This is a genomic window from Neoaquamicrobium microcysteis (genome assembly GCF_008180155.1).
GTDB lineage: Bacteria > Pseudomonadota > Alphaproteobacteria > Rhizobiales > Rhizobiaceae > Aerobium > Aerobium microcysteis.
The window spans coordinates 171581-188394 of record NZ_VSZS01000065.1; the positions used below are offsets into that span (position 1 = coordinate 171581).

The following is a 16814-nucleotide window of genomic DNA, read 5'->3' on the forward strand; positions in this document are numbered from 1 at the left end:
GCGCTCCCGACTGCTATCTTCCGTTCTTCACGCCGAAGCGGCGTCTGTCCCACCCGGTCAGCCTGCGCATGAAGCGATAGCGTAGCCCCTCGGGCAGGAAGCTCAGCAGCCGCGTCGGCCACGCGACCCGGCGCGGAAATACAAGTTCGAAGCCGCCGCTGCCAAACCCGCGCAACATGCGCTTCGATGCGTCCTCGACCGTCATCAGCCCGGGCATCGGGAAGCGGTTCTTGGCCGTCAGCGGCGTCGCGATGAAGCCGGGATTGACGATCTGCAGGCGTATGTTGAGCTTGTCGAAGTCGTAGCGCAACGACTGTGCCAGACTGTTGAGCGCGGCCTTGGAACTGCCGTAGGCGGCAGCCGCCGGCAGGCCGAAATAGGATGTCACCGAGCCCACCAGCGCGACCTGCCCGAAGCCGCGGTCGCGCATCCTGTCGGCCACCGGCACGAGCCCGTAGATGACGCCCAGCAGGTTGACCTGATAGGTCGAGACGAAGTTGAACGTCTCCAGCCGCTCGCCATGCGTGGCCGAATAGATGCCGGCGTTGAACACGGCCAGCACGATCGGCCCCAGCTGCTTCTCGATCGCGTCTACGGTGCGGTCCATGCCGCGCTCGTCGGTTACGTCGCACAGGAACGGGACGATGCGACCCGCAGCGCCGGCGGCTTCGTCCACCAGCGTCACCAGCCGGTCTTCATCGCGCGCGGTCGCCGCGACGACATAGCCCTGGCGGGCCAGATCGAGGGCAAGCTGCCTGCCTAGGCCGGTGCTGGCGCCTGTTACCCAGGCGACGCCGTCCTTTGGGTCGGCTCTGTAAAGCGGCATGAAGTATTCCGAAGCTGTTTCGCGGGCAGACTGTCGTAACCGCGCTTTTCGCAGATTAAAAGGCCGCCATGCGACATTGGGCACGGCTATCCCTAAATATGCTGGGCCAGCAGAAAATCCGACCTTGAAAGCGGGTCTTCACGTTTCTAGGGTTTTGAAAAGCATGACGACAAGGAAACACCCATGACCAGTTCGGTTATCGATGTCATCGGCAATACGCCGCTGATCCGCCTCAGGCGCGCTTCGGAAGAAACCGGCTGCGAAATCCTGGGCAAGGCCGAGTTCATGAACCCCGGCCAGTCGGTCAAGGACCGCGCCGGGCTGTTCATCATCCGCGACGCCGAGAAGAAGGGGCTGCTGAGGCCCGGCGGCGTGATCGTCGAGGGAACCGCCGGCAACACGGGCATCGGGCTGACCGTCGTCGCCAAGGCGCTGGGCTACCGTACCGTCATCGTGATCCCCGATACGCAGAGCCAGGAGAAGAAGGACGCGCTGCGCGTTCTCGGCGCGGAGCTGATCGAGGTGCCGGCGGTGCCTTATCGCAACCCGAACAACTACGTAAAGGTTTCGGGCCGCCTCGCCGAGCAGCTCGCGAGGACCGAGCCCAACGGTGCCATCTGGGCCAACCAGTTCGACAACGTCGCCAACCGGGACGGCCATATCGAGACCACGGCGCAGGAAATCTGGAACCAGACGGACGGCAAGGTCGACGGGTTCGTGTCGGCGGTCGGCACGGGGGGCACGCTCGCCGGCGTTGCGGCGGGCCTGAAGCAACACAGCAATGCGGTGAAGATCGCGCTGGCCGACCCGCTGGGGGCTGCGCTGCACAGCTATTACACCACCGGCGAGCTCAAATCCGAGGGGTCCTCGATCACGGAAGGCATCGGCCAGGGCCGCATCACGGCGAACCTCGAAGGGTTCGAGCCGGACTTCTCGTTCCAGGTGCCCGACGCGGAGGCGCTGCCCATCGTGTTCGACCTCGTGCAAGAGGAAGGCCTATGCCTCGGCGGCTCGTCGGGCATCAACATCGCCGGCGCGATCCGGCTGGCCAGGGAGCTCGGCCCGGGCCACACCATCGTGACCATCCTGTGCGACTACGGCACGCGCTACCAGTCGAAGCTGTTCAATCCGCAGTTCCTGCGCGGCAAGAACCTGCCGGTGCCGGGCTGGATGGACGAGACCGTCAGCATTCCCGTGCCTTTCGAGGAGGTGGCGTGATGGCGCCTGTCACGCAGGCGCTTTTTCGCGATGACGCCTACCTGAAATCTGCCGAGGCCAGGGTTCTCGGCATTAACGACCGGGGCGGCATCCTGCTCGACCGGACGGTCTTCTATGCCACGTCGGGCGGCCAGCCCGGCGATACGGGCTTCTTCACACGCGCCGACGGATCGCGCATCGCCATCGCAGCCACGATCACCGGCGAGACCAAGGACGAGATCATCCACGTGCCGGCCGCCGGAGAGGCTCTGCCCGAGCCGGGTGAGGATCTGAGCGTGGAGATCGACTGGGAACGGCGGCTGAAGCTGATGCGTATGCATACCGCCTGCCATCTGCTTACCGTCGTCTGCCAGTACCCGATCACCGGCGCGGCGGTGAGCGAGGATGACAGCCGCGTCGACTTCGACATCCCTGATGCCGGCCTGTCCAAGGACGAGGTTACCGAGCGGCTGATGGAGCTGGTTCGCGCGGACCATCCCGTGTTCACGCGGTGGATCACCGACGACGAGCTTGCCGCCAATCCTTCGCTGGTGAAATCCAAGAACGTAAGGCCGCCCGTCGGCTCCGGCCGCATCCGTCTTGTCGGCATAGGCGAGGGCGGGGCGGTGGATACGCAGCCCTGCGGCGGCACGCATGTCGCCTCGACATCGCAAGTCGGCGAGATTCACATCGGCAAGATCGAGAAGAAGGGGCGCGAGAACCGTCGCTTCCGCCTTCGCTTCGGCCCCATGCCGGCCAACTGAGGCCATTTTTCGGCTCAGTACTGCCGGACCTGCACCACCTCGTGATGCGCCGAGCGTTCGTCCCAGCGCTTCAGGATTGCGCGTGCCTCCGCCGGCACATAGGCGACCTCGTAGTCTTCGCCCTGGAATGCGATCACGTTGTCGATCGAATCGAACGTCATCACCGTGGTGAACTCGATTTCGTCACCCACCTCACGGCGCAGCAGTTCTATGCCGCGGTAGCCAGGGATCCGTTTTGCCTCGATGCCGGGAAAGACGAAGCTGTCGAGCAGGCTGGCATAGGCGTCAGCGTTCTCTGTGGTGGTGTAACCGCGCCATACACGTTTGATCATTGCCGCTCCTCTCGTCGCCCGGCCGCCCGGTTTCGCAGATGCCGAGGATGTGCAATATGCCATGACGTTAGCAACACGTGGAGAGCGCATTGCAGGAGAACAGCCCATTCGTCGTTTCGGCCGATTGGCTGGAGGAGCATCTGGGGGAGCCCGGCCTCTCGATCGTCGATGCCTCGTGGTATCTGCCGGCGCAGAACCGTGACGCCCGCGCGGAATACGAGGCAGGCCACATTCCCGGCGCGATCTTCTTCGATCAGGACAAGGTGGTGGAGCCCGATTCCGGCCTGCCCCACACGCTGCCCCGCGCAGGGCTTTTCGCGCAGTTCGCAAGCTCCATGGGCATCGACGAGAAGGACCGGATCGTCGTCTATGACGGGCTGGGCATGTTCTCGGCGCCGCGCGTGTGGTGGATGTTCCGCACCATGGGAGCGACGGACGTTCTCGTGCTGGACGGCGGATTCGACCGCTGGAAGGCCGACGGCCGAAAAGTGACCGCCGCGCCGACGAAGATCGCACCCGGCTTTTTCGATGCCCAGTTCGACGAAGCGCGTGTGGCTACGCTGGATGACATGCGCGCGATCGTCGATGGCGGCGGCGCGCAGATCGCCGACGCTAGGCCGTCAGGTCGGTTCACCGGCAAGGACCCCGAGCCTCGCGCCGGCATGCGCTCGGGCCATATGCCTGGCGCACGAAACGTGCCGGCGACATCGCTCTCCAGAGACGGAAAGCTGCTTCCGGTCAAAGAGTTGCGCGCCACACTTGAAGCGGCGGGGGTCGATCTTTCGCAGCCGGTGGTCACGTCCTGCGGTTCCGGCGTCACCGCCGCCGTCATTTCGCTGGCGCTGGCCTCCGTCGGGCATCAGGACAACCGGCTTTATGACGGCTCGTGGAGCGAGTGGGGCGGTCGCGAGGACACGCCGGTCGTCACCGGTGAAGCCTGACATGAACAAGGGAACCACCGGCGCGGGAGAACTGATCGCCCGCATCACGCATCTGGAGATGCTGGCGCCACCGGCCCACCGCGTGCAGATGCCGATGGGGCCGCGGCTGGCCGTGCTGCGCGCGACGGATATGCCGGCCGCCTTCTACCGCTATCTCTACCGGCAGGTCGGCAAGGCGCATCACTGGCTTCTGCGCCGCGATCTGCCCGATGGCGAGCTTCTTCCGCTGATCCACTCCACGAGCACCGAAATCCAGGTGCTCTATGTCGACGGGTCGCCGGCCGGCTTCTTCGAGCTGGACCTGTCGCGGTTGCCCGGCGAAGCGGAGATCATCTATTTCGGCCTCACGCCAGACTTCCAGGGCAGGGGGCTGGCGAGATTCTTCCTGTCGGAAGCCGTGTTCGCGGCATGGGCGCATCAGCCCCAGCGGCTGGTGATCCACACCAACACGCTCGACAGCCCGCGCGCTCTGCAGCTCTACCAGCGCATCGGCTTCTCGCCCTACGCCTTCTCGGAGGAAACGGTGGAACCCTGGCTGTAACGCGTTAAGGAAGCTGAACGCCAGACAACAGGCCGTTCAGCAGCGTTTCAGCCCGTGTTTGCGAATGTCTCTCCATCGAAACGCGCCACCGGCGCTCTTGAAGGAGACGATCATGTTTCGCCGCACTTTCATCGCCGCCATGGTGGCCGCAATCGCCTTCCCCGCCGTCGTCTCCGCCCAGGGGATGCCCGACATGCCGTCGGCCGAGCGTATCCTGCGCCAGCTCGAAGCCGAGCCCCGCACGCGGGTGGCGCCGCAGCGCCGTGTGACGGTGCAGGAATTCAAGCGCCGGCCGGATTTGCGCCGCGCAGCACCCTCGATCGAAATCCAGTCGATCAACTTCGCCTTCGGGTCGGCTGAAATCCCGTACTCGCAGTACCGCAAGGTCGAGGAGATCGCCAATGCGCTCAACCGCATTCTGGATCGCCGTCCCGGCACGCGTGTGCTGATCGAGGGGCATACGGATGCCGTCGGCTCGGACTACTCCAACCAGATCCTTTCCGAGCGCCGCGCCGAATCGCTCAAGCGCGTTCTCGTCGGCGAGTTCGGCATCCCGGCACGCGCCATCGAGACGGTGGGCTACGGCGAGGAATACCTGCTCGTCCAGACGCCTTACGAAAACTGGCAGAACAGGCGCGTCACGCTGCGCAATGTGGGGTCGTTCCTGCGCTGATCACGCCCGATCTCCCCGCCGCGCGGCACAGGCCCCCGTCGCGCGGCACAAGACCCGCCGGCCCCCGCCGGCGGGTCTTGGCATGTTTCGGGTGTCGCATGCTGTGAGATTCATCGATCGTGGCGGCAGATGATGATCCTCCCGGAGTTTGCCCGATGGCCCTGATCCGTTTCGTCGCCATGCCCACCGAAGAAGCCCGCGCCTTCCAGCGCGGCGAGCCCGACGCCTATGGGCGGCCGCCGGAGCGCAGCGTGTGCACCAGCGAAGGCTTTCCGTGCCGCCACTGCCTGCGGCATGTGAGGATGGGTGCGCCGATGCTGACGCTGGCCTACCGGCCGTTCCCCGATTTGCAGCCCTACGCGGAAACCGGCCCGATCTTCCTGTGCGCCGACGAGTGCGAACGCGCATCGGAAAGCGATGTGATGCCCGACATCTATCGGGCGACGCCGGACTGGCTGCTGCGCGGCTACGGGCACGACGACCGCATCGTCTACGGCACGGGCGCGGTGACGCCCAAGCAGCACATCTGCACCCGCGCGCACGAGCTGCTGCAGCGCTCCGACATCGCCTACCTGCACATGCGCTCTGCGCGAAATAATTGCTATCAGCTCCGCATCGAGCGGGTGTGAGACGAAAAAAGACCCGCCGGTGGTGCATACCGGCGGGCCATTTGTCCACGCGGGGGAGGAGGTGCGCGGAACCCCGTTGTCGTCAGGCGGCGAGCACGGCCTTCGGCTCTGCCATTTCGTAGCCGAGGGCCTCGGCGACGGCCTGATTGGTGATGCGGCCACGATGCACGTTCAGCCCGTTGCGCAGGTGCTTGTCGTCGATGATCGCCTTGAGGCCACGGTCGGCAAGCTGGAGCCCGTAGTGCAGCGTCGCATTGTTGAGGGCGTGGGCCGACGTAACGGGTACAGCACCCGGCATGTTGGCCACGCAGTAGTGGATCACGCCATCCACCTCGTAGGTGGGGTCGGCATGGGTGGTCGCATGCGAGGTCTCGAAGCAGCCTCCTTGGTCGATGGCGACATCCACCAGAACCGCGCCCTTCTTCATGCCGGACAGCATCTCGCGGGAGACGAGCTTGGGAGCGGCGGCACCGGGGATGAGCACCGCGCCGACGACGATGTCGGCGGAGAAGCATTCTTCTTCCAGCGCTTCGACCGTCGAATAGCGGGTGTGGACGCGGCCGTTGAAGATGTCGTCAAGCTGGCGAAGGCGAGGGATTGAGCGGTCGATGATGGTCACGTCGGCACCGAGCCCGGCTGCCATTTTGGCGGCATGCAGGCCCACGACGCCACCGCCGATGACGGCTACCTTGCCCGGCAGCACGCCCGGCACACCGCCAAGAAGCACGCCGCGGCCGCCATTGGCCTTCTGCAGCGCGGTCGCGCCGGCCTGAATGGATAGACGCCCGGCGACTTCCGACATGGGCGCCAGAAGCGGCAGGCCGCCGCGGTCGTCCGTCACGGTCTCGTAGGCGATTGCGGTGACGCCAGAGTCGACGAGGCCCTTGGTCTGCTCCGGATCGGGCGCAAGATGCAGGTAGGTGTAGAGGATCTGGCCTTCGCGCAGTTGCACCCATTCGGACGGCTGCGGCTCCTTGACCTTCACGATCATGTCGGACTTGGCGAAGACCTCTTCCGCCGTCCGGGCGATCTTTGCGCCGGCCGCGACATAGGCCGCGTCGTCGGCGCCGATGCCGGCACCGGCGCCGGTCTCGACCAGCACTTCGTGGCCATGGGCCGCATATTCACGCACCGCACCCGGCGTCAGGCCGACACGGTACTCGTGATTTTTGATTTCCTTCGGACACCCGACGCGCATGACGCCTTTCCTCGCAATTTTTGATGTTTTTGTTCCCTGATACAAGATTGGTAACACGAAGGCCGCCGCACGTGTTTGCGTATGATAGGATCGGTGGTAGGCTCATTCGTGGATTTTTGCGCAATGAGCGGCTTTTGCCGAAGGATGTTCGAGTTATGTCGTTGGACAGGATCGATATCGCCATAATCGAGGCGCTTCAGAAGAATGGTCGTATCTCCAACGCAGCGCTGGCCGAGACGGTCGGCCTGTCGCAGTCGGCGTGCTCGCGCCGGCTCGACAATCTGGAGAAGGAAGGCGTCATACGCGGCTACCACGCCCGGCTTTCAAACGCCGCACTGGGGCATCGGATGACGGCCATCGTGCACATCTCGCTGTCCGGCCAGTTCGAAAAGACGCTTGCCGACTTCGAGGCGGCGGTGAAGCGCTGCCCGAACGTGCTTTCGTGCCATCTGATGTCCGGCGAATACGACTACATCCTCCGCATAGCGGCCCGCGACCTCGAGGATTACGAGCGCATCCACAAGGAATGGCTGACGGCGATGCCTCACGTCACCAAGATCAATTCCTCCTTCGCGTTGCGCGAAGTCGTAGACCGGACGCATGTCGGCATGAAGCCGGAAATGGCCTGAGGCAGGCCGCGGTCGGTCAGGTATTCTCCCGGCGGTTTCATGATGCGGTCACGCGAAGCTGCTGGACTCGTCTCCATCCTGGGGTGAAACTCGCTCGCCCCTCAGGGCCAAGAGCAAACAATCCAGACGGAGAACCACAATGTCCGCGATGATGATCCATCCTATGTCCCGGCGCGCTTTTCTTGCCGGTTCCGCCGCTGCAAGCGCCCTTGTGATGCTGCACCCGTTCTCGGCGCGTGCGCAGGCAAACCAGGCGCATCTGCGAATCATGGAGACGACGGACCTGCACGTCCACGTCTTCCCGTATGACTACTACGGAGACCGCGAGAACCACACGATGGGCCTGGCGCGCACGGCGACCATCATGGACGAGATCCGCGCCGAAGCGACCAATTCGCTGCTGGTCGACAATGGCGATTTCCTTCAGGGCAACCCGATGGGCGACTACATCGCCTATGAGCGCGGCATGAAGGAAGGCGACATCCATCCGATCATCGCCGGCATGAACGTGCTGGGATACGACGCCTCGACCTTGGGCAACCACGAGTTCAACTACGGCCTCGACTTCATGATGAACACCGTCGCGGGCGCCAACTTCCCCGTCGTTTGCGCCAACGTCGCCAAGGGCCAGCTGGCCGGCAATGCTCGCGAGGACGACCTTTTCCTCAAGCCATACGTCATCCTCGACAAGACGATCACGGACGGTGCCGGCGAAGAGCATCCGATCCGCATCGGCCTGATCGGCTTCGTGCCGCCGCAGATCATGAACTGGGATTCGCGCCATCTGGTCGGCAACGCCGCCGCGCGCGACATCGTCAAAGCCGCCGAGGCGTGGGTGCCGCAAATGAAGGAGGAGGGCGCGGAGATCATCATCGCCCTGTCGCACTCCGGGATGGGCCCGGTCGCGTATTCGGAGAATCTGGAGAACGCCTCGATCCTGCTGGCCGGCATAGACGGCATCGACGCGCTGGTGACAGGCCACAGCCACCTCGTCTTCCCCGGCCCGCAGTTCGAGGAGGTCGAGGGCGTCGATGTGGCGGCGGGCACGATCGGCGGCAAGCCGGGCGTGATGGGCGGCTTCTGGGGTTCGCATCTGGGCCTGCTGGACCTGCTTCTGGAGCGCGACGGCAATGCGTGGCGCGTCGTGGGCTCGACCAGCGAGGCGCGGCCCATCTCGCAGCGCGTGGACGGACAGACGCAGGCGCTGGTGGAGAGCAAGGCCGAGGTGGAGGACGCCGTGCGAGCCGACCACGAGGCGACGCTTGCCTATGTGCGCGCACCTGTCGGCAAGACCGACGCGCATCTGCATTCCTATTTCGCGCTGGTGGCCGACGACCCGTCGGTGCAGATCGTGAGCCAGGCGCAGACCTGGTACATCACCGACATGCTGAAGGACACGGAATACGCCGAGCTGCCCGTGCTGTCGGCGGCCGCGCCGTTCAAGGCGGGCGGGCGCGGCGGGCCGGAATACTATACCGACGTGCCGCCCGGCGACGTGGCGATCCGCAACGTGGCCGACCTCTACCTCTATCCCAACACCGTACAGGCGGTCGTCATCACCGGCGCGCAGGTGAAGGAATGGCTGGAAATGTCGGCCGGCATCTTCAACCAGATCGAGGCCGGCGGGTCGGACCAGCCCCTCATCAACCCGGACTTCCCGTCCTACAATTTCGACGTGATCGACGGTGTGACCTATCGCATCGACCTGTCGCAGCCGGCGAAATACGACAAGGACGGCGTGGTGGTGAACGCCGAGGCGAGCCGCATCGTGGAGCTGTCGTTCGACGGCCAGCCCATCGACCCGGAAGCCCGCTTTGTCGTGGCGTCGAACAACTATCGCGCAGGTGGCGGCGGCAACTTTCCGGAGATCGGCGCCGACAAGGTCGTGTTCGAGGCGCCGGACACCAACCGCGACGTGATCGTGCGCTACATCGTGGAACAGGGCACGATCGACCCCAAGGCGGACGGCAACTGGAACTTCGTGCCGATGGAAGGCACCACGGTCATCTTCGAAACGGGGCCGAAAGCCGAAGCCTTCATCGCGGAGGTGGAAGGCGTCACGATCGAAGCGGCCGGCGAAGGCGAGGCCGGTTTCGCCAAATATCGCATCACCTTGTAAGGGTGTAGCGGCACGGAGGTCGGCATGCAGCCGGCCTCCATCGACCGATAGGGGGAGGTCATGGAGCCAGCGACAATAGCGGCAATCTGCGCAACGTTCGTGCTGGCGGGGTTCGTCAAGGGCGTCGTGGGGCTGGGCCTGCCGACGGTCAGCCTGGCGTTGCTGGCCGCCACGCTGGGGCTGCCGCAGGCGATGGCGCTGCTGCTGGTGCCGTCCTTTGCCACGAACCTCTGGCAGGCGCTGAGCGGCGGCAACGCGTTGGCGATCCTGCGGCGCGACTGGCTGTTCTTCCTGCTTGCGACGGTGACGGTGGGCGTCGGCGCGCTTGCGCTGACGCGCCTGGACCCGGCGATACTGACCGGACTTCTGGGCGTGCTGCTTGTGGTGTATGCGGCGATCAACCTTGCCGGGGTAAAGGTCGCCATTCCCATCGCGCATCAAAGCTGGCTCGGACCCGTCTTCGGCGCAACCAACGGGGTGCTGACCGGCATGACGGGCTCATTCGTGGTGCCGGGCGTGATGTATCTTCAGGCGGTGGGGATGAGCCGGGATACGCTGGTTCAGGCGATGGGCATCCTGTTCACGCTTTCCACGCTCGCTCTTGCCGTGGCGCTGGGCGGCAACGGCCTGCTCGACGCGCAACTGGGCATGATGTCCGCCGTGGCACTCGTGCCCGCGATCGCGGGCATGATGATCGGCGCAAAGGTGAGGGGGCGCCTCTCGGAAGCCCGGTTCAGGAGCGCACTGTTCGTCGCGCTTCTGGCCATGGGCGTCCATCTGTCGACCAACCTGGTCGCGTGAGACGGCAGCCAGCTCGCTTTCAGGCCTTGTAGAACACCTGCCGTACGTCGATGTATTCGGCGCGGAAGCCGGCCTCGCAGTAGTGAAGGTAGAATTCCCACAGCTTGCGGAAACGCTCGTCGAAGCCCAGCGGCACGATCTTTTCCCACGAATCCCAGAAACGGATGCGCCATTCGGCAAGCGTGCGGGCATAGTCCTGCGGGAAGATGCGCTCGCGCGCAAACGTCAGGCCGTGCTCGGCGCCCAGCGATTTCAGGATCGTCGGCGTGGGCAGCATGCCGCCCGGAAACACGTAGCGCTGGATGAAATCGGGCCGCGCCCGATAGCGCGGAAATGCGTGCTCCTTGATGGTGATGATCTGCATGCCCGCCGTCCCGCCGGCCTTGAGGCATTCCTTCACCTTGCCGAAGAACACCGGCCAGTACTTCTCGCCGACCGCCTCGAACATCTCGATGGAGGCAATGCGGTCATATTTGCCGGTCTCGTCGCGGTAGTCCTGCATGCGGATGTCTACGAGTTCGGAAAGCCCGGCGCGGGCGATGCGCGCCTTTGCGAAATCGTGCTGCTCCCGGCTGATGGTGAGGCCGGTGACCTTGCAGCCGATCTCGCGTGCGGCGAACTCCGCAAACCCGCCCCAGCCGCAGCCGATCTCCAGCACATGGTCGTTCGGCCCGATACCAGCATCCTGCGCAAGCGCCCGGTACTTGGCGACCTGCGCGCTTTCCAGATCGTTCGCCCCGGTCGAATAAAGCGCCGAGGAGTAGGTCATCGAGGGATCGAGCCACTGCTTGTAGAATGTGTTGCCGAGGTCGTAATGCGCGGAAATGTTGCGCTGCGAGCCGGTACGCGTGTTCTCGTTCAGCCAGTGGCGGATGCGCTGGACGGTGGTGAGCAGCCAGTTCGCGCCGCCCGCCACTTGTTCGCCCGCATCTTCGTTGATGACGAAAAGCTCAAGCAGCGTGGTGACGTCGGGGCTCTCCCAGTCTCCGTCCATGTATGATTCGGCAACGCCGATCGTTGCCGCCGAGAAGGCGCGGCCGGGCAGGTTCCAGTTGTGGAGGATGAGCTCGGCATGCGGGCCAGGGCCGCTGCCGCCCACGCAAAGAACCAGCCCTTCCGGCGTAGTGACCGTGAGCGAGCCGTGCGGAATCTCCATCGCCACCTTCAGCATGGCGCGGGCGCGCATCGGCAGAGGCCGGGTCACCTCCGCGAAATTTGAGCGGTCCAGCCTGACGGCTAGAAAATCGGTGCCGGGCTTCGACTGTACGTCCGACATGCATGCGTCCCTGTGCTGCGTCGCCGGTCTGATGGCCGGTCATAGCTTATACGTAGCCCGCCCGCTTTCGGCGGGCGCATGCGACAATCTTTCACGTCATGGTGGAAAACTGCAAGAGGGACCGGCCGCCATGATGGCAGCAGCGTAGGGCTATCGACACTCGACGCGAACGCGCCCGGCAGCCGACTGGGTGGGGCCGCAGGCCACCGTCGAGGCGAGCGGCGTTGCCTCTACCTGCACAGCCCGGCGCTGAGGCGCCCGATAGACGGGCGGCGAGGCGTAGGCTTCGGCCGGCGGCTCGGGAACGGGTGCGGGCCGGTAGCGCAACGTGTCGCTGACTTCGCGCCTGACGGGCTGGAGCGTGACGACGGGCAGCGGGCCTGCACGCCCCATCGCCGGCGCGTAGGCCGGTTCGATGCTGCCATCGGACGTACGCACGCAACCCGCCGCGCCCGATGCGAGGAGCGCGCAGCACACAGGACCCACAAACCGGAGCTTCATCTTTCACGTATCCAAAACAAGGAGGATGCCCACCCGTCGCCATGTCTGCGGCGGGAAAGTGGCAAGAATGTGCAAGGGTGTGACGCGGTTACAGCCAAGGGCGGGCTGGCCTTTCGATCAGGCCGCGTGCGCCACCCGGTCTCGCCCCGACGCCTTGGCCGCATAGAGCGCCCGGTCGGACGCTGCGAGCAGATGATCGAGCGAGGGAAAGTTCATCTCCGCCGTGGCGATGCCGAAACTCGCGGTGACGCGCAGTTGGTGATCCCCCGTCGGGATGAGCGTCTCGCGGATCGACTGGCGCAGCTTCTCGGCCACCACCATGGCGCCGTCGCTGCCGGTCTGCGGCAGCAGGATCGCAAATTCCTCACCCCCGAGCCGGCCGAAAAGGTCGTTGCCGCGCAACTGCGCCCTGCAGCGGGCCGCGATAGCCGTCAGCACGGTGTCGCCCACGGCATGGCCATAGGTATCGTTGATCGCCTTGAAGTGGTCGATGTCGAGCATGATCGCCGAGACCGGAGAATGCCGGGATGGCTGCACCTGTACGAGGCGCCCGCCGAGCTGCTTGAAGGCGCGGCGCGAAAGCGCATCGGTCAGGACATCGACATCCGCATGACGCCTGAGCTCGATCTCGTCCTCGGCGATGCGCGCGAGATCTCTGAGGATCGCAAAATCGCGCTCCGTGAAGGGGCGGGGCTTGCGGTCGATGGCGCACAGGGTTCCGACCACGGCGCCGGGAGCGATCCGCAGCGGAATGCCGGCGTAGAAGCGGATGAACGGATCGCCCGCCACGAAGGGATTGTCGGCAAATCGCGGATCGAGCGTCGCATCCGGCACGATGAGCGGAACGCCCGATTCGACCGGAACCCGGCAGAAGCTGTGCTGCCGGTCGACGCTTTCGCGCGGCAGGCCGACGCAGGCCTTGTGCCATTGGCGGTTCGCATCCATCAGCGACACCAGCGCGATCGGAATGTCGAATATGTTCTGCACCAGACGCACGATCCGGTCGAAGCTCTCTTCTGGAGGGCTGTCGAGCAGTTCCAGTTCGTTGACGATGGCGAGGCGTTCAGTTTCGGGAAGACTGGCCTCGAATGAGGAACCGCTCATATGATCTGACTTCGTCGTATGACCTGCGTGGAAATGGGAGAAGGCGGCTGGCAAGTGGACCCTGCGGCAAGATGCCGACCTGCCGCAACCAGCGCACCGCTCAAACTTGCTGTCGCTCGGTTACATCGGGCCAGACACGGCCGCAAACTTGCCGGCGGGCAACGCAATCACGGCACAGACGGAGACGGGCATTCTGGAAAAGTGGCTCCCCGGGCCGGATTCGAACCAGCGACCAACCGGTTAACAGCCGGTTGCTCTACCACTGAGCTACCGGGGAATAGCCTGCTCACGTGAACGTGGCGTGCCTATAGCAAACAGTTTTCCGCTTTGCAAAGCGCCAATATTCGATTTTGCGCGCTTTTTGTCTCACCCTTATGGCGTTTGGCGGCGTGACGCCTCATATGTCGCGAACGGCGCACACCCTGTGCGCGCAACTGCCGGCGGACACGCCGGCGCCAGGGACCGGTACAGCGATGGACGAAAGCGGCGACCGCTTCGAGGACAGGAAGCGGACGATAAACCTGCTGGGACGCGAGTTCTCGATGCCGCAATCGAGGAGAATGCGTATCGTCATCGGCGTCCTGCTGGTGATCCTCGGGTGCTTCGGCTTCCTTCCGATCCTCGGCTTCTGGATGATTCCCCTCGGCCTGCTCATCCTATCCTACGAGTTTCCCACGGTGCGCCGCTGGCGCAGGCGCACGGAAGTCTGGTGGGCCGAGCGCAGGGGGCGCCGGCGTGCGCGCGCCAGGCAGCCGGGCGACCAGACCAACGGCATGTAAGCGGCCGCGGCTCGCGGTTTCCCAGGTGCACTGAAAATTTCAAGCGGCGGCTTGTAGGCCCCAACACCCTCTGTTAACAGGTCGCTTCGTAGAACGCCCGTGCGGCGAGGCCTCGTGGCGGAGTGGTTACGCAGAGGACTGCAAATCCTTGCACCCCGGTTCGATTCCGGGCGAGGCCTCCAATCCGCATCAGCCGACGTTCTCAGCCGATTCGACAATGCGCCGGCGGGGCGCCAGACGGGTTAAGACATGACGGCCGATTTTCAGGAACAGCGGGTGAAGATGGTCGACGGGCAGGTCCGCACGACCGACGTGACGGACGTTGCGATCCTTTCGGCCATGCTCGACCTGCCGCGCGAGGATTTCGTGCCCGAACAGCGCCGCCCGCTCGCCTATATCGACGAGGATATCGAGGTCGCGCCCGGCCGCTACCTGATGGAGCCGTCGCCTTTCGCCCGGCTTCTGCAACTGGCGAAGATTCGTCATACCGACCTCGTGCTCGATGTCGGCTGCGGCACCGGCTATTCTACGGCCGTCCTGTCGCGTCTGGCCAGCTTCGTCGTCGGGCTCGAGAGCGATGCGGAGCTTGCCGCCCGCGCCGGCCAGACGCTGTCGTCGCTGGGCTGCGAGAACGTCTCTGTCGTGGAAGGCCCGCTGCCAGCCGGCCACGCGGAGCAGGCGCCCTATGACGTGATCTTCGTCAACGGCGCCGTCGATGAACTGCCTTCCTCGCTGACGGACCAGCTAAAGGACGGCGGCCGGTTGGTAGCCGTCTTGGGCGAAGGCAACGCCGGTCGCGCCCTGCTGCATGTCAAGGAGGGAGGGCTGGTCTCCGCCAGCCACGGCTTCAATGCCGCCGTGCGCCCGCTCCCGGAGTTCCGCCGCGTACAGGCGTTCCAGTTTTAGTTGAAGCTGAAGTTTAAAAAATCCTGAATTGTTACCTATCGGTAACGCCCCCTCGTGGGAAAGTAGTGTAGCGTCCGCCTCGGGAGCGAGCGATTCCGCATGTTTGCGGCGTCGGATGGAGGTTCGTCGCGCCGCAGAGCGGCTAGAGATTGTTCGGTTGGGGGCGGTACCAAGGCTGTACCCATCGAGATGATAATGAGGTGGTCGTGTCTGTGGTACGCAAAAGTCTTTTCTCCACGCTCGTTTTCTGCGGGGTACTCTCGTTCGCGACGCCGTCTCTGGCCGAGACCATTCACGGTGCGCTCGCGAAGGCCTACCAGAACAATGCGAGTCTGAACTCGGCGCGCGCCGGCGTACGGGTCACCGACGAAGGCGTGGCGATCGCCAAGTCGGGCTGGCGCCCGGTGATCGGCGCGACCGGCAGCCTCACCTACACGCAGAATAACTCCTCCGAGGTGACGGCGGGTTCGTTCGGCGTCCAGATCCAGCAGTCGCTGTTCGACGGTTTCCAGACGCAGAACAACGTGCGCGCCGCCGAGGCGCGGGTGCGCGCTTCCAACGAGAGCCTGCGCAACAGCGAGCAGAACATCCTCTTCAACGCCGCCGCAGCATACCTTGACGTCCTGCGGGACCGGCAGGTCGCCGTGTTCCGCGAGCGCAACCTCGACTTCCTGGGCGAGCAGGTGCGCGCAGCCAATTCCCGGTTCGAGGTGGGCGAGGGTACCCGGACCGACGTGGCGCAGGCGCAGGCGCAGCAGGCATCCGCCGTTGCGCAGTTGAGCGCGGCGCGCGCGCAGGTGCAGGTCAGCGAGGCCGCCTATCTCCAGTTCGTCGGCGACCGGCCTGGCCGGCTGGAAGGCGCGGGCCCGCTGTCGCGTCTGCTTCCGGGCAATATCGAGAATGCCATCTCCGTGGGGCTGAACGAGCATCCCGCCATTCGCGCGACGCTGCATCTGGTCGATGCCGCAGCCTTCGTGGTCAAGGCGGCCGAGGGCCAGCTTTTGCCGCAGGTCAGCGCACAGGCGGGCGTTTCGTCTAGCTTCCGCGACACCAATCTGCCGGGCGTCGGCAGTCCGACGCCTGCCGGCGACGGCACGGCCAATTCCGCCTCCATCGGGCTCAACCTGACGATCCCGATCTATCAGGGCGGGCGCGTGTCGGCGCAGGTGCGCCAGTCGAAGGAATCGCTCGGCCAGGCGCGCATCGAGGTGGACGTCGCCCGCGCCAGCGTGCGGCAGGCCGTGACGGCCGCATGGACGCAGTATGTAGCCTCCCAGCAGGTTGTTTCCGCCAACCGTGAACTGGTGTCGGCGGCCCAGCTTGCCCTCAACGGCGTGGTCGAGGAGCGCAATGTCGGCCAGCGCACGACGCTGGACGTGCTGAACGCGCAGGCCGATGTGATTACCGCGCAGATCAACCTCGCTTCCGCGGAGCGCGACGTGGTTGCCGCGAGCTATGCGATCCTCTCCGCGATGGGGCATCTGTCGCCCGAGCGGCTGAGCCTGAACGTCGCCGTCTACAATCCACGCGAGCACTACGACGCCGTCAAGGACAAGTGGGTCGGCACGAGGACGCCGGACGGGCGCTAGGTTCGCGCC

At 65.0% G+C, this 16814-nt stretch carries 18 protein-coding genes and 2 tRNA genes; 13 read left to right on the forward strand and 7 right to left on the reverse strand.

Annotation, left to right across the window (positions count from 1 at the left end):
* Nucleotides 1-13: 13 nt before the first annotated feature.
* Nucleotides 14-826 carry an SDR family NAD(P)-dependent oxidoreductase gene (locus tag FY036_RS16180; RefSeq protein WP_148915778.1) on the reverse strand — a complete coding sequence of 271 codons (813 nt, stop codon included), beginning with the start codon at nucleotides 824-826 and terminating at the stop codon, nucleotides 14-16.
* Nucleotides 827-1009: 183 nt separating this feature from the next.
* Here FY036_RS16180 and FY036_RS16185 point away from each other — a divergent pair, with 183 nt between their 5' ends.
* Together FY036_RS16185 and FY036_RS16190 are read left to right on the forward strand one after the other, a co-directional pair.
* Nucleotides 1010-2044, forward strand: coding sequence for a cysteine synthase A (locus tag FY036_RS16185; protein WP_148915779.1), 1035 nt, complete (start codon nucleotides 1010-1012; stop codon nucleotides 2042-2044).
* Nucleotides 2044-2787 (forward strand): alanyl-tRNA editing protein, encoded by a 744-nt coding sequence (locus FY036_RS16190; RefSeq protein WP_148915780.1) that lies wholly within the window; start codon nucleotides 2044-2046, stop codon nucleotides 2785-2787. The genes FY036_RS16185 and FY036_RS16190 overlap by 1 nt, the downstream gene beginning before the upstream one ends.
* Nucleotides 2788-2801: 14 nt before the next feature.
* On the opposite strand, the gene FY036_RS24160 is transcribed toward FY036_RS16190, so the two are convergent.
* Entirely contained in the window at nucleotides 2802-3119 is a 318-nt protein-coding gene (locus tag FY036_RS24160; protein ID WP_148915781.1) for an antibiotic biosynthesis monooxygenase, read from the reverse strand.
* A gap of 89 nt (nucleotides 3120-3208) precedes the next feature.
* Here FY036_RS24160 and sseA point away from each other — a divergent pair, with 89 nt between their 5' ends.
* The 4 genes from sseA to FY036_RS16215 all read left to right on the forward strand — a co-directional run bounded on the left by sseA (nucleotide 3209) and on the right by FY036_RS16215 (nucleotide 5903).
* Entirely contained in the window at nucleotides 3209-4060 is an 852-nt protein-coding gene (gene sseA / locus FY036_RS16200) for a 3-mercaptopyruvate sulfurtransferase (protein WP_148915782.1), read from the forward strand.
* A 1-nt stretch (nucleotide 4061) separates the two neighbouring features.
* Nucleotides 4062-4601, forward strand: a complete 540-nt coding sequence (locus FY036_RS16205) for a GNAT family N-acetyltransferase (RefSeq protein ID WP_148915783.1) — start codon at nucleotides 4062-4064, stop codon at nucleotides 4599-4601.
* A 109-nt stretch (nucleotides 4602-4710) separates the two neighbouring features.
* A complete protein-coding gene (locus FY036_RS16210) occupies nucleotides 4711-5274 on the forward strand; it encodes an OmpA family protein (RefSeq protein ID WP_148915958.1) in 564 nt (187 codons plus the stop codon).
* Nucleotides 5275-5429: 155 nt separating this feature from the next.
* Nucleotides 5430-5903, forward strand: coding sequence for a DUF1203 domain-containing protein (locus FY036_RS16215; protein ID WP_148915784.1), 474 nt, complete (start codon nucleotides 5430-5432; stop codon nucleotides 5901-5903).
* 82 nt (nucleotides 5904-5985) lie between these two features.
* Here the strand turns inward: FY036_RS16215 and ald are convergent, their stop codons facing one another.
* Nucleotides 5986-7101 carry an alanine dehydrogenase gene (gene ald, locus FY036_RS16220; RefSeq protein WP_148915785.1) on the reverse strand — a complete coding sequence of 372 codons (1116 nt, stop codon included), beginning with the start codon at nucleotides 7099-7101 and terminating at the stop codon, nucleotides 5986-5988.
* Between the two features lie 155 nt (nucleotides 7102-7256).
* Here ald and FY036_RS16225 point away from each other — a divergent pair, with 155 nt between their 5' ends.
* The 3 genes from FY036_RS16225 (at nucleotide 7257) to FY036_RS16235 (ending at nucleotide 10650) form a co-directional block, all read left to right on the forward strand.
* The gene (locus FY036_RS16225) at nucleotides 7257-7730 is read left to right on the forward strand and encodes an Lrp/AsnC family transcriptional regulator (protein WP_148915786.1); all 474 of its coding nucleotides are present in this window, start codon (nucleotides 7257-7259) and stop codon (nucleotides 7728-7730) included.
* A gap of 139 nt (nucleotides 7731-7869) precedes the next feature.
* Nucleotides 7870-9849 (forward strand): bifunctional 2',3'-cyclic-nucleotide 2'-phosphodiesterase/3'-nucleotidase, encoded by a 1980-nt coding sequence (locus FY036_RS16230; RefSeq protein WP_148915787.1) that lies wholly within the window; start codon nucleotides 7870-7872, stop codon nucleotides 9847-9849.
* 60 nt (nucleotides 9850-9909) lie between these two features.
* Nucleotides 9910-10650, forward strand: a complete 741-nt coding sequence (locus tag FY036_RS16235; protein WP_148915788.1) for a sulfite exporter TauE/SafE family protein — start codon at nucleotides 9910-9912, stop codon at nucleotides 10648-10650.
* 19 nt (nucleotides 10651-10669) lie between these two features.
* Here FY036_RS16235 and FY036_RS16240 read toward each other — a convergent pair whose 3' ends face one another.
* The 4 genes from FY036_RS16240 to FY036_RS16255 form a co-directional block, all read right to left on the reverse strand.
* Nucleotides 10670-11926, reverse strand: coding sequence for an SAM-dependent methyltransferase (locus FY036_RS16240; RefSeq protein ID WP_148915789.1), 1257 nt, complete (start codon nucleotides 11924-11926; stop codon nucleotides 10670-10672).
* Nucleotides 11927-12076: 150 nt separating this feature from the next.
* A complete protein-coding gene (locus tag FY036_RS16245; protein ID WP_148915790.1) occupies nucleotides 12077-12427 on the reverse strand; it encodes a hypothetical protein in 351 nt (116 codons plus the stop codon).
* A 117-nt stretch (nucleotides 12428-12544) separates the two neighbouring features.
* Nucleotides 12545-13531: a sensor domain-containing diguanylate cyclase gene (locus tag FY036_RS16250; RefSeq protein ID WP_148915791.1), complete on the reverse strand. Its 987-nt coding sequence runs from the start codon at nucleotides 13529-13531 to the stop codon at nucleotides 12545-12547.
* Nucleotides 13532-13733: 202 nt separating this feature from the next.
* Nucleotides 13734-13808, reverse strand: a tRNA-Asn gene (locus FY036_RS16255).
* 196 nt (nucleotides 13809-14004) lie between these two features.
* Between FY036_RS16255 and FY036_RS16260 the strand changes: the two genes are divergently transcribed.
* From FY036_RS16260 to FY036_RS16275, 4 genes are all read left to right on the forward strand, one after another.
* Nucleotides 14005-14310, forward strand: coding sequence for a PGPGW domain-containing protein (locus FY036_RS16260; protein WP_235897692.1), 306 nt, complete (start codon nucleotides 14005-14007; stop codon nucleotides 14308-14310).
* Between the two features lie 108 nt (nucleotides 14311-14418).
* Nucleotides 14419-14492: transfer RNA gene (locus FY036_RS16265), tRNA-Cys, on the forward strand.
* Nucleotides 14493-14559: 67 nt separating this feature from the next.
* On the forward strand, nucleotides 14560-15216 hold the full coding sequence (locus FY036_RS16270; RefSeq protein WP_148915792.1) for a protein-L-isoaspartate O-methyltransferase family protein: 657 nt from the start codon (nucleotides 14560-14562) through the stop codon (nucleotides 15214-15216).
* A gap of 206 nt (nucleotides 15217-15422) precedes the next feature.
* On the forward strand, nucleotides 15423-16805 hold the full coding sequence (locus tag FY036_RS16275) for a TolC family outer membrane protein (RefSeq protein WP_148915793.1): 1383 nt from the start codon (nucleotides 15423-15425) through the stop codon (nucleotides 16803-16805).
* Nucleotides 16806-16814 lie beyond the last annotated feature (9 nt).

Excerpts from the sequence above, each read along its gene's own strand:
- FY036_RS16250 (WP_148915791.1), bottom strand. The coding sequence starts at position 13,531 with ATGAGCGGTTCCTCATTCGAGGCCAGTCTTCCCGAAACTGAACGCCTC.
- FY036_RS16190 (WP_148915780.1), top strand. The coding sequence starts at position 2,044 with ATGGCGCCTGTCACGCAGGCGCTTTTTCGCGATGACGCCTACCTGAAA.
- FY036_RS16215 (WP_148915784.1), top strand. The coding sequence starts at position 5,430 with ATGGCCCTGATCCGTTTCGTCGCCATGCCCACCGAAGAAGCCCGCGCC.
- ald (WP_148915785.1), bottom strand. The coding sequence starts at position 7,101 with ATGCGCGTCGGGTGTCCGAAGGAAATCAAAAATCACGAGTACCGTGTC.
- FY036_RS16240 (WP_148915789.1), bottom strand. The coding sequence starts at position 11,926 with ATGTCGGACGTACAGTCGAAGCCCGGCACCGATTTTCTAGCCGTCAGG.
- FY036_RS16270 (WP_148915792.1), top strand. The coding sequence starts at position 14,560 with ATGACGGCCGATTTTCAGGAACAGCGGGTGAAGATGGTCGACGGGCAG.
- FY036_RS16185 (WP_148915779.1), top strand. The coding sequence starts at position 1,010 with ATGACCAGTTCGGTTATCGATGTCATCGGCAATACGCCGCTGATCCGC.
- FY036_RS16235 (WP_148915788.1), top strand. The coding sequence starts at position 9,910 with ATGGAGCCAGCGACAATAGCGGCAATCTGCGCAACGTTCGTGCTGGCG.
- FY036_RS16260 (WP_235897692.1), top strand. The coding sequence starts at position 14,005 with ATGGACGAAAGCGGCGACCGCTTCGAGGACAGGAAGCGGACGATAAAC.
- FY036_RS16225 (WP_148915786.1), top strand. The coding sequence starts at position 7,257 with ATGTCGTTGGACAGGATCGATATCGCCATAATCGAGGCGCTTCAGAAG.
- FY036_RS16245 (WP_148915790.1), bottom strand. The coding sequence starts at position 12,427 with ATGAAGCTCCGGTTTGTGGGTCCTGTGTGCTGCGCGCTCCTCGCATCG.
- FY036_RS16205 (WP_148915783.1), top strand. The coding sequence starts at position 4,062 with ATGAACAAGGGAACCACCGGCGCGGGAGAACTGATCGCCCGCATCACG.
- FY036_RS16180 (WP_148915778.1), bottom strand. The coding sequence starts at position 826 with ATGCCGCTTTACAGAGCCGACCCAAAGGACGGCGTCGCCTGGGTAACA.
- FY036_RS16230 (WP_148915787.1), top strand. The coding sequence starts at position 7,870 with ATGTCCGCGATGATGATCCATCCTATGTCCCGGCGCGCTTTTCTTGCC.
- FY036_RS24160 (WP_148915781.1), bottom strand. The coding sequence starts at position 3,119 with ATGATCAAACGTGTATGGCGCGGTTACACCACCACAGAGAACGCTGAC.